The organism is Paenibacillus contaminans (genome assembly GCF_003285015.1).
In the GTDB taxonomy this organism is placed as follows: domain Bacteria; phylum Bacillota; class Bacilli; order Paenibacillales; family NBRC-103111; genus Paenibacillus_V; species Paenibacillus_V contaminans.
In genome coordinates, this window is the sequence record NZ_QMFB01000007.1 from 57,856 (window position 1) to 72,810 (window position 14,955).

Annotated in this window: 12 protein-coding genes and 1 other annotated feature; all 12 genes read left to right on the top strand. The window is 50.7% G+C overall.

Annotated features, from left to right (window positions below):
* Positions 1–551 precede the first annotated feature (551 nt).
* The 12 genes from DQG23_RS13785 to DQG23_RS13845 all read left to right on the top strand — a co-directional run bounded on the left by DQG23_RS13785 (position 552) and on the right by DQG23_RS13845 (position 14,953).
* The gene (locus DQG23_RS13785) at positions 552–2,801 is read left to right on the top strand and encodes a DEAD/DEAH box helicase (RefSeq protein ID WP_113031440.1); all 2,250 of its coding nucleotides are present in this window, start codon (positions 552–554) and stop codon (positions 2,799–2,801) included.
* Positions 2,802–2,928: 127 nt separating this feature from the next.
* Positions 2,929–4,446, top strand: coding sequence for a ribonuclease H-like domain-containing protein (locus DQG23_RS13790; RefSeq protein WP_113031441.1), 1,518 nt, complete (start codon positions 2,929–2,931; stop codon positions 4,444–4,446).
* 242 nt (positions 4,447–4,688) lie between these two features.
* Complete coding sequence (locus tag DQG23_RS13795; protein ID WP_113031442.1) at positions 4,689–5,498, top strand: Fpg/Nei family DNA glycosylase; 810 nt, start codon at positions 4,689–4,691, stop codon at positions 5,496–5,498.
* 13 nt (positions 5,499–5,511) lie between these two features.
* Positions 5,512–6,357 carry a deoxyribonuclease IV gene (locus tag DQG23_RS13800; protein ID WP_113031443.1) on the top strand — a complete coding sequence of 282 codons (846 nt, stop codon included), beginning with the start codon at positions 5,512–5,514 and terminating at the stop codon, positions 6,355–6,357.
* A complete protein-coding gene (locus DQG23_RS13805; RefSeq protein WP_113031444.1) occupies positions 6,354–6,695 on the top strand; it encodes a cyclic-phosphate processing receiver domain-containing protein in 342 nt (113 codons plus the stop codon). Before DQG23_RS13800 ends, DQG23_RS13805 begins: the two co-directional genes overlap by 4 nt.
* A 36-nt stretch (positions 6,696–6,731) precedes the next feature.
* Positions 6,732–7,202, top strand: a complete 471-nt coding sequence (locus tag DQG23_RS13810) for a YdeI/OmpD-associated family protein (protein ID WP_113031445.1) — start codon at positions 6,732–6,734, stop codon at positions 7,200–7,202.
* 46 nt (positions 7,203–7,248) lie between these two features.
* Entirely contained in the window at positions 7,249–8,019 is a 771-nt protein-coding gene (locus tag DQG23_RS13815) for an ABC transporter ATP-binding protein (RefSeq protein ID WP_420330233.1), read from the top strand.
* Positions 8,020–8,121: 102 nt separating this feature from the next.
* Positions 8,122–8,425 (top strand) — a binding site (T-box leader).
* Between the two features lie 15 nt (positions 8,426–8,440).
* Positions 8,441–9,490: a threonine ammonia-lyase gene (gene ilvA / locus DQG23_RS13820; protein ID WP_238177887.1), complete on the top strand. Its 1,050-nt coding sequence runs from the start codon at positions 8,441–8,443 to the stop codon at positions 9,488–9,490.
* Between the two features lie 206 nt (positions 9,491–9,696).
* Complete coding sequence (locus DQG23_RS13825; protein WP_113031448.1) at positions 9,697–11,385, top strand: serine/threonine protein kinase; 1,689 nt, start codon at positions 9,697–9,699, stop codon at positions 11,383–11,385.
* A 310-nt stretch (positions 11,386–11,695) separates the two neighbouring features.
* On the top strand, positions 11,696–12,820 hold the full coding sequence (locus DQG23_RS13835; RefSeq protein WP_146762304.1) for a P-loop NTPase family protein: 1,125 nt from the start codon (positions 11,696–11,698) through the stop codon (positions 12,818–12,820).
* Positions 12,813–14,048, top strand: a complete 1,236-nt coding sequence (locus DQG23_RS13840) for a TadA family conjugal transfer-associated ATPase (protein WP_113031451.1) — start codon at positions 12,813–12,815, stop codon at positions 14,046–14,048. The genes DQG23_RS13835 and DQG23_RS13840 overlap by 8 nt, the downstream gene beginning before the upstream one ends.
* Positions 14,045–14,953: a type II secretion system F family protein gene (locus DQG23_RS13845; RefSeq protein ID WP_113031452.1), complete on the top strand. Its 909-nt coding sequence runs from the start codon at positions 14,045–14,047 to the stop codon at positions 14,951–14,953. The genes DQG23_RS13840 and DQG23_RS13845 overlap by 4 nt, the downstream gene beginning before the upstream one ends.
* Positions 14,954–14,955: the final 2 nt, after the last annotated feature.

Sequence of the window (14,955 nt, forward strand, 5' to 3'; positions counted from 1 at the left end):
AGTCGTCTCTTGAGGCGCTTGAAAATCAAGTTGCAGTAACATGAATTAACGAATGCGCACTCCATCATGACCGGCGTTTGCGGCAGGCGGAAATCCTCTTCGAAAATGCGCCGATACACAATAAAAAAACCATCGTGCGGCAGCCGATGGTTTAGGAATGCTGCATATCGCGGCAACCGGAACGGAAGCACGACATCATTATTCCGTCACACCGGGGGGGGATGAATGCGAAGGCGCTGCCGCCAGTCAAGGCTGTATGGAACGTATACATATCGACTTACCGCCTTTCACAAATAATGGAATGTCTTCCTAGGAAGCGTAACATCATAAGATAAACGCTGCAATAGAAAAAAATGATTAAATGATTTTATCCTTCAGGCCATAAAACGGGGCCGGGCAATGCAGGATCGGCCTTGAAGTTGTGGTACGCGTCTGCGCTTACCTAGCAAGTTTGGAAGCTGCATAAAAGCCCCATCCTGTAGGGGCTTTTTTATTTTTCATTCGAAGCGTATAATAGGGGAACAATCGTTCTATGGTTTGGAGTGAAAAACATGTTTCGAAAGAAGGACCTTTCCCAACTGATAGAGGAATTGCGAGGGAATGAAAATATAATCAATTGGCACGAAGTCGAGCCGCAGGAAGCGAAAACAAGGCCTATGCCCGAAAGTGTAGACCCAAGAATAAAAGCGGCGTTATCCAAACGCGGTATAGAACAGCTATATACGCACCAGTTCACAGCTTATGAAACTGTACGTAAAAGGGAAAACATTGTAGCGGTAACCCCAACCGCTTCGGGAAAAACGTTATGCTATAACCTTCCTGTATTGCAGGCGATAGCCGAAGACGATGGCAGCCGCGCGCTTTACTTGTTTCCGACTAAGGCCCTGGCGCAAGACCAAAAAAGCGAATTGAACGAAATCATAAACGAAATGGGAATCGACATAAAAAGCTTTACCTACGATGGCGATACATCCCCAGCTATCCGTCAGCTTGTACGTAACGTCGGGCATATCGTAATTACTAATCCCGATATGCTGCATTCTGCAATTCTGCCCCATCATACGAAATGGGTAAGTCTGTTTAGTAATCTTAAGTATATCGTCATAGACGAACTACATACATATAGGGGCGTATTTGGTAGCCATGTAGCGAATGTAGTACGCCGGCTTAAACGAATTTGTGGATTTTACGGCAGCACACCCGTTTTTATATGCACTTCCGCGACAATCGCTAACCCGAAGGAACTGGCCGAACAGCTGACAGGAAACCCTATGCGGCTAATTGACGATAACGGCGCGCCTAGAGGAAGAAAGCATTTTGTTTTTTATAACCCGCCGATCGTTAATAAACCGTTAAATATTCGGAAAAGTGCTACAGTAGAGGTAAACCATTTAGCTAGGGAATTTTTAGCGAATAAAATACAAACTATTGTTTTTGCCCGAAGCCGGGTAAGGGTAGAAATCATTTTAAGCCATATACAAGAATTGGTTAAAAATGAAATCGGGACGAAATCCATAAGGGGCTACCGGGGCGGATATTTACCGAATCAGCGAAGGGAAATTGAAAGAGGATTAAGGAACGGGGAGATATTGGGAGTAGTTAGCACGAACGCATTAGAACTGGGCGTAGATATAGGACAACTGCAGGTTTGTGTCATGACCGGTTATCCTGGAAGCGTAGCGAGTACATGGCAGCAAGCAGGCCGGGCTGGAAGACGGCATGGGGAAGCCCTGGTACTTATGGTAGCAAGTAATACACCCATAGATCAGTATATCGTCCAAAATCCGGAATACTTTTTTGATCGTTCCCCGGAATCTGCAAGAATTAACCCGGAAAATTTAATCATTCTAGTCGATCATTTGCGCTGTGCATCTTATGAACTCCCTTTTAAGAAAGGGGAAGAATTCGGCCCGTTAGAAATTGAAGAAATCTTAGAATACCTGGTAGAAGAACGGGTATTACACAAAGCAGGCGATTCGTTTTACTGGGCAAACCAGTCTTTCCCTGCAAGCGAAGTAAGCCTGCGTTCTGCTGCACAGGAAAATGTAGTAATCGTAGACCAGTCCGACATAGCAAACGTAAAGATTATCGGAGAAATGGACCGCTTCAGCGCTATGACCCTTTTACATGACGAAGCAATATATCTCCATGAAGGCGTACAGTACCAAGTCGAGAAGCTGGACTGGGAGCATAAGAAGGCGTATGTAAGGGAAGTGGATGTAGAATATTACACAGACGCGAACCTGGCGGTAAAACTTAAAGTGTTAGAGATAGACCGTTCAGAAAATAGGCGAACCACTTCAATAAATTTTGGCGATGTCCAAGTAAATGCCATGCCAACGATTTTTAAGAAAATACGTTTAACCAGTTTTGAAAATATTGGGTACGGCCAGATTAATCTTCCCGAAGAAGAATTGCATACTAGCGGGACTTGGGTAGAGTTGAAAGAGGTAGACCCTACATTAGGAACGAAAACACTGGAACAATTGCTGCTAGGGGTATCTAATGTTTTACGGCATATCGTTCCCATTCATGTTATGTGCGACCGAAGCGATATACATGTGGTTTCGCAAATAAGAGCAGAACATACACAACTGCCTACGATTTTCATATACGACCATTACCCCGGCGGCATTGGATTAGCCGAAGATGTTTACAAGCGGTTCGACGAAATAAAAGCAGCTGCAAGACATTTAATTAAAAAATGCCCGTGTATAGATGGTTGCCCTTCGTGTATCGGTACGGAAATAGAAGGACTAAATGCAAAACAAAAAAGCATAGAACTGCTGGATGTAATATAAAATGTCATGTGTTTTTGCTATACATCAAGAAAATCAAGCAACGCGGTAGAGAAGGATGGAAGGAACATCTAATGACAGCTGTCCGTTTATTCGTATGAAAGGCTGACTGCCGGAAGGAGAGGACGTAATGAGTTTGCTGCGAGAACGGTTGAAACGGCTTGCCAAGCCGCATGCAGGCGGTGCGGCTCAGCGTGCTGACAGCAGCGTGCCGGGCGAGACGCAAGGTGATGAACTCCAGTGCGACTCCGGTCTGTCATCGGAATCCGCCGGCGTCCCTTTCCCGGCAGGGCCGGGCGCTTCAAGCGAACCGGAGGCGCTCAAGAGCGGTTCCGTCGGTGAATGGAATAATCAGCTTCCCGAAAGGGAGTCGAATAACGAATGGGCGGTTTGCGGCGCCGCATTGATCGATACGGAGTTTGGATCGTTCGTCATGCGCAGGACGACGTATCCGCTCGGTCATCTTCACGGCCGGTACCGGCTTGGAGATCTCGACGAGCTTTCCGGCGAACTGCAGGCATTCATCGAGGACGGCCAAGCGCTTGACGGCTCGGAAACGCTGCTCTTTTTCGATACGGAAACGACAGGTCTAGGCCACGGGGCGGGAAACGTGCCGTTCATGCTCGGCTTCGGCTATTACGATCGGCAATCTTTTGTAATCGAGCAATTGTTTATGCGAAATCCGGCCGAAGAGTTTGCGATGCTGAAATATTTGGAATCGATGATGCCCCGCTTTACGCATCTGGTCTCGTATAACGGCCGCTCCTTCGACTGGCCGATATTGAAGAACCGGTTCGTGATGAACCGTTTGAAGCTGGACGACCGGCGTCTCAAGCATCTCGACTTCTTATACGCTTCGCGCAGCTTGTGGCGGCATACGCTGCCTTCCTGCAGGCTCGGCAAAGTGGAAGAGGAGAAGCTGGGCTTTACGCGTACGGACGATGTGCCGGGGTCGCTCGCGCCAACCCTGTACTTCTTGTATTTGGCGGAGAAGGACGCATCCGTTCTCAAAGGGGTATTTGAGCACAATGAGCAGGATATTCTTTCCCTTGCCGGTTTGTCCGTATTATTCTCGTATAGATTAAACGGGGTATGGGACGCCGAACGTATGGAAGAAGAAGAGTTGTACCGTCTGGGGTTATGGCTGGACAAAATGGGCAAAGAGGACTTGTCCGAACGCGTCTTCGAGAGCTTGCTCGAACGCCCGGATCGGGAAAGCGGCCGTTATTGGAACGGTTTGGCGGGTCATTACAAGCAAAAGGGAGATTGGAACAAGGCGGTTTTGTTGTGGCATCGGGCAGCGGACGAGCTTGCAGGGCAATCGATCGCTTCGCTTGAACCGTTCGTCGAGCTGGCAAAATATTACGAGCATCGCAGCAAGGATTTCGTCGAAGCGCTTCGTTACGCGGAGGAAGCGCAGCGTCTCGCATGGAAGCGGGCATCCCTGCAGCGCCGCGACGCTAAGCTGAAAGCTTTGAGCGACGAGCTGCGCAAGCGTATCGAAAGGCTGAGGGACAAACAGACGCGGCTGGATTTGCTTGAAGCTAGCGGTGTGGAGCCGCACGTTGTCCAAAACGAGGTCAGGAGCCGAACGAAAGCCCGATCCGATTCACGCTCAACCGTAACGCAAGGGACGATGACGTTTTAATAATCTTGCATAGTAGCGGTATGTCCGTTTTTTCAAGCGTTTCCCAGTTCATAGCTTCCAGCGCGTTGCGCATATTGCGTAGATCTACAACAAGCTTTCCATGTATAAAGGTTCTGCGCTCCGGCGATAAATAGGGACAACGGTTCAAGTCGTACAGAGGGTGGATTGCGGTGCCCATTTTGAGGAAAAGCATCGCGGGCACCAGGTGGCTTCGAACCATCCTTAAGAGGCGGGTGAGCGGAATGCCGGAGCTTCCGGAGATGGAAACGTACAGATCGCTGTTGTTATATCGGGTAACAGGCAAGACGATAACGGGATGCGACGTGACTAGGCCGAAATCGATCAACCTGTCGCCGGAATCTTTTTATGCGGCGGTTGTAGGGCGACAAATCGTACATATAGACAGAAGGGCGAAACAGCTTTTATTCGTTTTGGAGGACGGGCATGTCCTGCTTCTGCATCTTATGTTAGGCGGCGTGTTATTCTGGGGAACGCCGGAGCAGAAGCCGGATCGAACCGTCCAGGTAGCGCTGTCGTTCGGTCTCGAAACGCTGCATTTTATCGGGTTGCGGTTAGGTTATTTGCATTATTGGACCAAGGACGAGCTGACGCGCGAATTGATGGGGCTAGGACCGGAGCCGCTGGAGCCGTCTTTTACGGAAAAGGCTTTCGCGGATATTGCTTCGCAAAAGCGCGGCAGTTTGAAAGCAAGCTTGGTTGACCAGCATTTTATTTCGGGGATCGGGAACTGCTACTCCGACGAGATTTGTTTTGCGGCAGGTCTGCTGCCGGCACGCAAAATCGAGCGGCTTGACGATTCGGAAGCCGGACGATTGTACCGCGCAATACAATCCATTTTGCGGGAAGCGACCGGATATGGCGGCTATATGGACATGCCGCTGTATATCGGAGACAACCTCACCGGAGGGTTCGATGCCAAGTGCCGGGTATACGATAGAGAAGGCTTGCCCTGTGTCCGCTGCGGAAATCCTATCGTTCGGAAGGATGTCGGTTCGCGCAAATCGTTCTGTTGTTTGAACTGCCAGCACTAAAGGGGGCGGAAGGATGTATATCGGCAGCCATATAAGCATTCGCGGGGGATACTTGGAAGCGGCGCGTACCGCTTTGAAAATCGGCGCGAATGCTTTTCAATATTTTCCGAAAAATCCGCGGAGCTTGACGGTAAAAGCATTCGATGTCCGGGACGCGGATGGCTGTGCGGCGTTTTGCCGCGAGAACGGTCTGCTTTCGATCGCGCATTCCCCGTACCCTACCAATTTAATGGCGGAGGACGATAAGGGGTTTCGCTCGACTGTCGCATCGCTGCAAAACGATCTTGAGATTGCCGACCGCTGCGGCTCTGTTGGCGTTGTCGTGCATTTTGGCAAGTGGAAATCGAAAGACCCGTTACAAGGCTATAAAAATAGTATACAATGTCTTAATGAGGTGTTAACCGGCTACGAAGGGGACGCGCTGCTGCTCATTGAGAATCAGGCGGGCGAAGGAACGGATGTCGGAACGACCTTGGAAGAAATGGTACATATTCGCAAGCTGACCCGGTATCCCGGTAAAATCGGATTTTGCTTCGATACTTGTCATGCATTCGCCAGCGGATTGTGGGCGGGGAGCGATTGGGCGGCACTCGAAAAACGCGGCGAGGAGCTCGGGTACTTCGAGCATCTTAAAGCGGTGCACTTAAACGATTCGATGTATGCTCACGGATCGAGGCGCGATCGTCATGCGAATGTAAACAAAGGCTTTATCGGAGAAGCGCATTTGCGCTCGCTTCTGCAATCTGCTTATATTCGTCATATTCCGGTCGTTCTGGAAACGGAGCCGGGCAAAGACCGCACGCATCGGGAAGAAATCGCTTATGCAAGGTCCATAGCCGAAATGGAGGGGGCCGAATGATTCATTTGTATCTTGACGATTATCGACCGTGTCCCAAAGGTTTTGTTCATGCTGCGAACGCCTCGGAGTGTAATTTGATTCTTGATGAGTGCGAAGTCGATATTCTTTCGCTGGACTACGATTTGGGCTGGAATGCGCCGACGGGACTTGATGTTGTTCGTCATATGATCGGCGGGTCGCGATATGCCAGGTCGATCTATTTGCACTCGTCCAGTCCGCTTGGCCGACAAAAGATGTATGAGCTTTTGTACAGCCATAAGCCGGATTATGTTAAGCTGTATTTGCATGCAATGCCTCCGGAGCTGCTTATGCGTATCGCTGCCGGTCAAGCCAAGTAGGCATGGTAGCAGATTGAATTCGGGAGGCTGTCCGCAATGACGATACAAACCTTTACGGCTGTTCTGCAAAGGCCGGACGCGGCAGGATCGTGGACGTATTTGACGGTTCCCTTCAGTACGGAAGCGGCATTCGGCACAAAGTCGCGCGTACCGGTAAAAGGCACGATAAACGGCCGACCTTTTCGAAGCTCATTAATGCCGCAAGGCAACGATGTCCATTTTCTCGTCGTCAACTCCGCTATCCGCGACGAGATCGGCGTTACGACGGGCGACCGGGTGGAAGTGAGTCTCGAACGGGATACGGACGAACGGATCGTCGAAATTCCCGAAGCTTTTCGGGAAGCGTTAACCAACTCTCCCGAGGCAAATGCGGTTTTCGAATCGTTCTCCTATTCGCATCGGAAGGAATATGCAGATTGGATTAATTCCGCCAAAAAAGAGGAAACGAAACACAGTCGTATCGCGAAAGCGATCGGCATGCTGATGAGCAACAAGAAACTCAAATAAGCGGCGCACTACAAATAAACTAAACAAAACGGTGATCATGATGAGTTTGATTCAACTTACGGATATCAACTTTAAACGCGAATCGCGTTCCATTTTGCAAAATGTGCAGTTTCAAATGAACGAAGGCGAGCATTGGGTCATTTTGGGCCGGAACGGCTCGGGGAAGACGACGATTTTGGAAATGATGAACGGCTATCATTTTCCTTCATCGGGACGGGTAGAGGTGCTGGGCAACGAATACGGCAAATGCGATATTCGCGAAGTGCGCAAACGGATCGGTTACATTAGCCAATCGTTATTTGAGAAGCTGAATTTAGGGGATCCGGTTTGGGAGGTCGTTGCAACCGGCGAATACGGCTTCCTGCGGTTTTATCAGGAAATCGACCAAGCGGTGATCGATAAAGCCGTCGGCATGCTTGAAACGGTGCAAATGGCGCATGTGAAGGACCAGCCGCTCGGAACGTTGTCACAGGGAGAACGCAAAAAAGTGATGCTTGCCCGTGCCTTGATGTCCAGTCCGGAAATATTGATTATGGACGAGCCATGCGCCGGATTGGATTTGTACGAGCGCGAAAGGCTTTTGGTCAATATCAATGCGCTTAGCAAGCAGAACATCAGTCTCGTTTACGTAACGCACCATATCGAGGAGATTATGCCGCTGTTCACGCATGTCGCTCTGCTCGAGCAAGGGGAGATCATCGCTTCCGGAGAGAAAATGAAGGTGCTTCACGCGGAAAATCTGCAAAAGGCTTATCAAGTTCCGCTCGCTGTGGAATGGTTCCAGGATCGTCCTTGGATCAAGGTTTTGCCGGAGTAGCGTTTTGTCTTTGCTGCCTGCTGAAGAGGCTTCGCGCAATTGTCTATTGCAACAGCAATCGCTTTTTGTTATCATAATGCTAATTTATGAATCGTTTCATATTGAAAGCCTTTGACGAGGAAGAGTATGCGAAAGTCCGGAGCTTCAGAGAGTCGGCGGTTGCTGCGAGCCGATGTTCCGTTTTTGCCGAAAATCACCTCCGAGGCGTAATCCGAATCCGATGTTAACGTTCGTTAGTGTACGTTTGTCGGGCATGACGGTTTTGCATCGCTTTGTCATGCAGTAGGTGTTACCGGAACTCCACCGTTACAGGGAGCGGCATATGATGGTATGCCTGTAAGCGCCGGTTTTTGTGTATGCAATCAACCGGAACTAGGGTGGTAACGCGAGATCTCTCGTCCCTTATGGGGCGGGAGTTTTTTTGTTTTCGTACGAAAAGGTCTCGTGTTCCATGCAGACGATTCTCAAAAATATTGAAAAAGAAGGACTGGTGGTATTCGATGGGGATTGCCAAGTAACCGTACAACAAATTGTTCAAGCAAGAAGCCGTTTAAGAACGGTCGTTCACCGGACGCCGCTTCAGCACTCCAACACGTTCAGCGCTATGACCGGCACCGATTTGTACATGAAGCTGGAAAATCTGCAGAAAACGGGTGCATTCAAGCTGCGCGGAGCGTATAACAAGCTGGCTTTGCTTTCCGAAGCGGAACGCAAAAACGGCGTTATTACGGCATCGGCCGGCAATCATGCGCAAGGAGTGGCTTGTGCGGCGGCGGCTTTCGGAATCGCTTCGACAGTATTTATGCCCGAAACGGCTCCTTTAAGCAAAAAAGCCGCAACCGAGAACTACGGTTCGCGCGTCGTGCTGACGGGCTGCAATTATGACGAGGCATTCGCAGCCGCTCAAAATGCCGCTGTAGAATCCGGCGCCGTATTTGTTCATGCCTTCGACGATCCCGATATCATTGCGGGACAAGGGACGATCGGGCTCGATATTATGGATGAGCTGCCTGATGCGGAAGCGATTGTGGTACCGATCGGCGGCGGCGGTCTAATTAGCGGCATAGCGCTAGCTGCGAAAACGATCAACCCTAACATTCAAATCATCGGCGTGCAGCCGGAACAATCCAATGCGGCAGCTTTGTCATGGAGGTCGAAGCAGCTCGAACAGATCGCTGCGCCTATGTCGATCGCGGATGGATTAAATGTGAAACGTCCCGGTGAAATTACGTTCCCATTAATCGATCGTTTGGTAGATGATGTGGTAACGGTGCCCGAACATGCAATTATGCATGCGATGAGGCTATACCTGGAACGTGCGAAGCTGCTCGTCGAAGGAGCCGGTGCAATTTCTTTGGCGGCGCTTATCGATGGCTGCGGTTATTTGAAGGGGAAGCGTACGGTTGTGCTTGTCAGCGGCGGGAATGTCGATTTAACGAAGATCGGCATGCTTACGGAACGGTCGGTTTAGCAAGGCGACATCCGGTTGAACGACAGCTGCTGCAGGCATCCTTGCAGTCGAAACTCCGACATCTAATCTTTATCGTGATACGGTAAAATATGATTAGTAATATTTAAAGTAAATGCTATTAACTAAAATAATAGTGGATTTTTGCGGAAGTCTGTCCTATAATCCGTTTTGAAATTACTGGAAAATACGGAGGAGGGTCATGACGTTTGAGAAAACCGTCTTCGAAGCTTGCGCCTGGCGTTACTTTAGCCGAGAGATATCATGTCGTATCGAAAATCGGCACCGGCGGTATGGGCAGTGTTTATTTGGCTGAAGACATCAAGCTGCCGGGTAAAAAATGGGCGGTTAAAGAATCGTTGAGGCATTCCGGGGATCCCCGGGGTTTTGCGGATGAGGCGGAGGTGCTCGCCAAGCTGGAGCATCCGCTCGTCCCTAAAGTCATCGATTTTTATTCGCCCGACGATGAAGGCTACAGCTATTTGATTATGGATTATGTGCAAGGAAAAACGTTGGAAAAGCTTTTTGCGGAAAACGGCCGAAATTTCGCTTGGACGCGTGTTGTCAAGTATACCGTCCAGCTTTGCGAGCTATTCGATTATTTGCATAATCTGGAACCGAAACCGATCATCTATCGCGACTTGAAGCCTGCGAATATCATGATTGACGAACTCGACAATGTGAGATTAATCGATTTCGGCATTGCGAGAAATTATTCGTCGGACAGATCGTCGGATACCGTTCAGCTCGGCACAATAGGCTTTGCGGCGCCGGAGCAATTCCAAGGCTTGCAGACGGACGCGCGTACCGACCTTTACACGCTTGGCGCCTGTATGTTTTATTTGCTGAGCGGCGGAGCATGTTTCGGGAACGACTCTGCCAGCTGGCGAAATATCGGGAAAGACATTCCGGAATGGCTTGTTATCGTTATTCGCAAGCTGCTGGCGTCGAAGCCCGAAGCGCGTTTTCAATCCGCTTCCAGGTTGAAGCAAGCTTTGGAGCGAGGGGAAGAGCGGGAGATCAAAGGCTTGACCGCAGAACGCGAAGCGGAGGCTCCGGCATTGTCCGAGCTGCGCTCGTTCGAGAGGAAGATTATCGTGGTAGGGGGCTTGCATGCAGGGGCGGGAGCTACTTTTGTAGCGACGGCGTTGGCGAGGTTCTTGCATCATGCCGGGGTTTCGCATGCGTATGTCGAAGCGGGCGGCGGCGAGCCGAGGCTTTACTCTGCGCTGGCGATGCGGTTTGAAAAAGGCGGTTCGCGGCCGCATGTCTATATGGACATGCATTTGAATACAGGGAAGACGAATTCCGCGGGGACGGATGCAAGGATCGAACGGGATCATGCGACGCTGCGTTGGAAGGACGGCATGACGGAGTGGGTCGTCCGACCGGCTGAAAACGTTTCGGATTGGACGATCGAAGCGTTCCTGCTGCAGCTCGTTTCTTTGCCGCAACCGATCGTCATTGTCGATATTTCCAGCTGCTGGGCGCATGATGTCGTGAGGGAATTATGCGCGAAAGCCCAAGAAATAATCGTGGTTGTCGATTCCAGTCCGGCCAAATGGAACGGCAGCACGGCGCGAACCAATTTGGAGCTGTTAAGAGCTATGCGCAGCGCAGGCGCGGGAGTTTCCTTGATCGCCAATCGGGATGTTCCCATGTCCTTCAGGGGAGAATGGCTGGCGTCGCTTCCCCAAGAGCCTTTGTGCACGCTTCCTGAGCTTCCTCGCAGGACGATGCTTGACGCGGAGTGGCGGGGCCGAATCGTTTTTGACGATCCCGATGTGCGGGGGATGATCGGGGCTATGCTGACTCCTATGATGTCGAGAATCGTTCCGACAAAGGTGCTTGCAGCTGAACGGAAAAAGCGAAGCGTGCTGACAAAGTGGTTTGGCTAGAAAAAATGCGTGTGGCAATATTTTCAAAAAAAGAGTTGTTTTTGCGGAAAATGATGGTATAATCGGGTGTGCATATGGAAATAAACGCGGAAGCACCGCTAACCGGATCCTACGATCCAAGGTTGGCGCGTGCTTTTTTTGTTTGTTTTCGAAGCGTTCAAGGAGGTGGCGGCCTGAAAGACGTCAAGTTAAAGCGTATTGCCGTCGCAGCGGCGATCGCCGGGATAGTTATGATCGTTTGCGGGGTCATGCAATGGAATGGCTGGCTTTAATCGTTGGCCGACAATATTTTGCGAAAGGGCGAAGAAGGGTGGGGAAGCTGGTTTTATGCGTTTTGGACGACGATTTTCGCTATTTGGAATCGCTCGCCCGCTACTTGGGCGTTTCCGCACACGGAAACGATTTTATTCTCAAATGCTTTTCCAAGCCGGAAGGGCTGGTCGAATATTTGCGGATGCCCCGACAAGCGGATGTATTGCTTGCAAAACCTGGACATTTGATTGAAATCGGGATGGCCTCCGGTACGATCGCAGTAGGTTTGATTGGCGATGCGGGCGATAATGCCTTAATGGCAATTGACTTGCCGAGGGTGAACAAATACCAGCCGCTCGATCAAATGTTCGCAACAATATCGGAATTTGTTCATGACCGTATAGGAAGGGGTGGTGCGGAAGATGGAGGACAGATGCGCGTCGTTTCCGTTTATTCGGCGACGGGCGGCAGCGGGAAATCGACAGTTGCGGCGAACATGGCCAAGATTCACGCATTTCGCGACTGGAGAGTGTTCTACCTTAATCTGGAGCTGTTGCAATCGCCGGCTTTTTTTCGCAGCAGTACGGAAACGGAGAAGCAGTCCTTTTCGAAATGGATGTATTTCGTGCTGTCGGGTGAACGGCATTCATCCGCGAGGCTGGCGGGGCTCGCATCCAAGGATCCGGAACGGCGGGTAGCTTTTTTTGAGCCGGTGTCCGATATGGAGGAAATGGAGCAAATTACTTTCGCCGATGCCAGAAAGCTGATTGAAGCCATCAAGTCAAGCGGCGAGTACGATGAGTTGATAATCGATTTGGACGCCTCAATAAGCGAACGTGTTCTAGGAGCGATTTCTGCGAGTGACGAGGTTGCATGGATCTTTACGGACGATATCCAGTCTCTAACCAAAACGGGGAAGCTTTTTGGTCAATTGAACAAAAAGCTTGGGCAAAAAGGGGACTATACGATGCCGCATCATACGTTCGTCATGAATAAATTTACAGGCGCGGCCGTTCATAATCCTGCCGATTTTGGCATCCGCTCGCATGTCAAGCTGCCTTACATCCCGGCTTGGAAATCGGTGCGGCATACCGGACAACTGCTCGAGGAGCCGGTTTTTCAGGAGCATTTGATAAGCGTTTTGGGTAGACGCGGTCTTGGAGGGGGAGGATGCGATGGATGACCGCCCCTATGAAGCGCTGAGAAAGCAAATAGCGGAGCAACTGGACTATTCGCAGACTTTGCCGGATGAATCGTTGCTGGAAATGATCGAGAGCAAAGTTTTTGCTTACTCCGAACAAGTTTACTTGACGGCCGGGAGCAAGAAAGCGATGGTAAGTCGGCTGTTCGACTCCTTTAGGGGATTGGATATGCTGCAGCCTTTAGTTGACGATCCATCCGTAACGGAAATTATGATCAACGGACCTGCCGACATATTCGTCGAACGCGACGGAGTTGTGATGAAGGCGGCCGGCGCGTTCGAGTCTGCGCAAAAGCTTGAAGATGTGGTGCAATCGGTCGTTTCGAAAGTTAACAGGGTTGTCAATGAGAGCAGTCCGATCGTAGACGCCAGACTTACCGACGGATCCCGCGTTAATGTTGTGCTTTCGCCCGTATCTTTGGGCGGAACGGCCGTGACGATACGGAAGTTTCCCGATCGGCCGATGACGGTAAGCGATCTTATTCGCAAGGGCGCGCTGACCGCGCCGGCGGCGGATTTTTTGGAAAAGCTCGTAGCGGCAAAATACAACTTGTTTATCGGAGGCGGTACGGGATCGGGGAAAACTACCTTTCTCAATGCACTGTCGCAGTTCATCCCGCCCGACGAACGGATCATTACGATCGAAGATTCGGCCGAGCTGCGGATTTTAAGCGTCCCCAATCTAGTTAGGCTGGAAACGAGAAACGCAAACACGGAAGGGAAGGGCGAAATTACGATACGCGACTTGATTCGAACGTCGCTCCGGATGAGGCCCAACCGGATTATTGTCGGCGAAGTGCGCGGGGCGGAGGCTTTGGACATGCTGCAAGCGATGAATACGGGGCATGACGGCAGTTTGTCAACGGGGCATGCAAATTCTGCGGCCGATATGCTCGGCAGGCTGGAAACGATGGTGCTGAGCGGTGCTGAGCTCCCTGTTCAAGTGGTGCGCAAGCAGATCGCTTCTGCGATCGATATTTTAGTCCATCTGTCGAGGATGCGCGACAAATCGAGGAAGGTGACGGAAATCCATGAAGTTGCCGGGTATCGGGACGGCGAGATACAGCTGAATCCTTTATATGTATTCAAGGAATCGGAAGGAAGCTGTGTCGAACGGGTAGTCGGCGAATTGACGGCGACGGGAAATGTATTGCAAAATCGGCGAAAACTGGAGCTGGCAGGTCTGAAGGCCGGATTGGAGGCGTTATGATGATCGCTGCGGTCGCTCTTGCCGCAGGGGCGACTCTTTGGCTGATGCTTAATCGAAACATGATTGCAAAGGTTACGAGTTTTATTAAGGGGCTGATTCGAAAACATGCGGTGGCCGGTGGAACGGAGATGCCTATGCAGGCCGATAACCGGAAGAGCGGAGCCATTCACTACGACGAATACAGGCTAAGCACAAAACAGAAAATAGGCTCTTCCGCCGCTGCCGCGCTTGTTTTATTTTTTATCGGATTGCTGTTTTACAAGCATCCTGCGGCCGGTATCGTCATATCGCTGTTCGGATTGCTTTACCCGAGGTTGTATCGAAGGCTGCTGATCCGTCGCAGGAAAGATGAGCTGAACCGGCAATTCAAGCAGGCATTATATGCGATATCCTCTTCGCTGTCTGCCGGAAAATCCGTCGAAAATGCGTTTCAAGACGCAGCTGTGGACATGCGTTTGCTGTATCGAGACGAGCGTGTTTATATTGTGGACGAGCTTGAGAGGATCGGGCGCAAGCTGGAAAACGGCGAAACGATCGAACGGGCGCTCCTGGATTTCGCCGGTCGGGCGGGCTTGGAGGATATACGCAATTTTTGCGATGTCGTATCGACCTGCAAGCGCTCCGGCGGCAACTTGATGAAGGTTGTCAGAAGAACATCCGATATGATCGGCGAGAAGATGGAGCTCCAGCAGGAGATCATGGTTTTGCTGGCGCAAAAAAGGTTCGAATCGAAGGTGCTTATTTGCGCTCCGGCGGCAGTCGTGGCGCTGCTCGGATTAAGCTCTCCCGACTACATGGCCCCTTTATACGGAAATCCGGCAGGTATAGCGATTATGTCGTTCGCGCTTGCCATGTTGATCGGGGCGGGGGCGATAACCTCGAAATTAATGAATATTAAGGTGTGAGC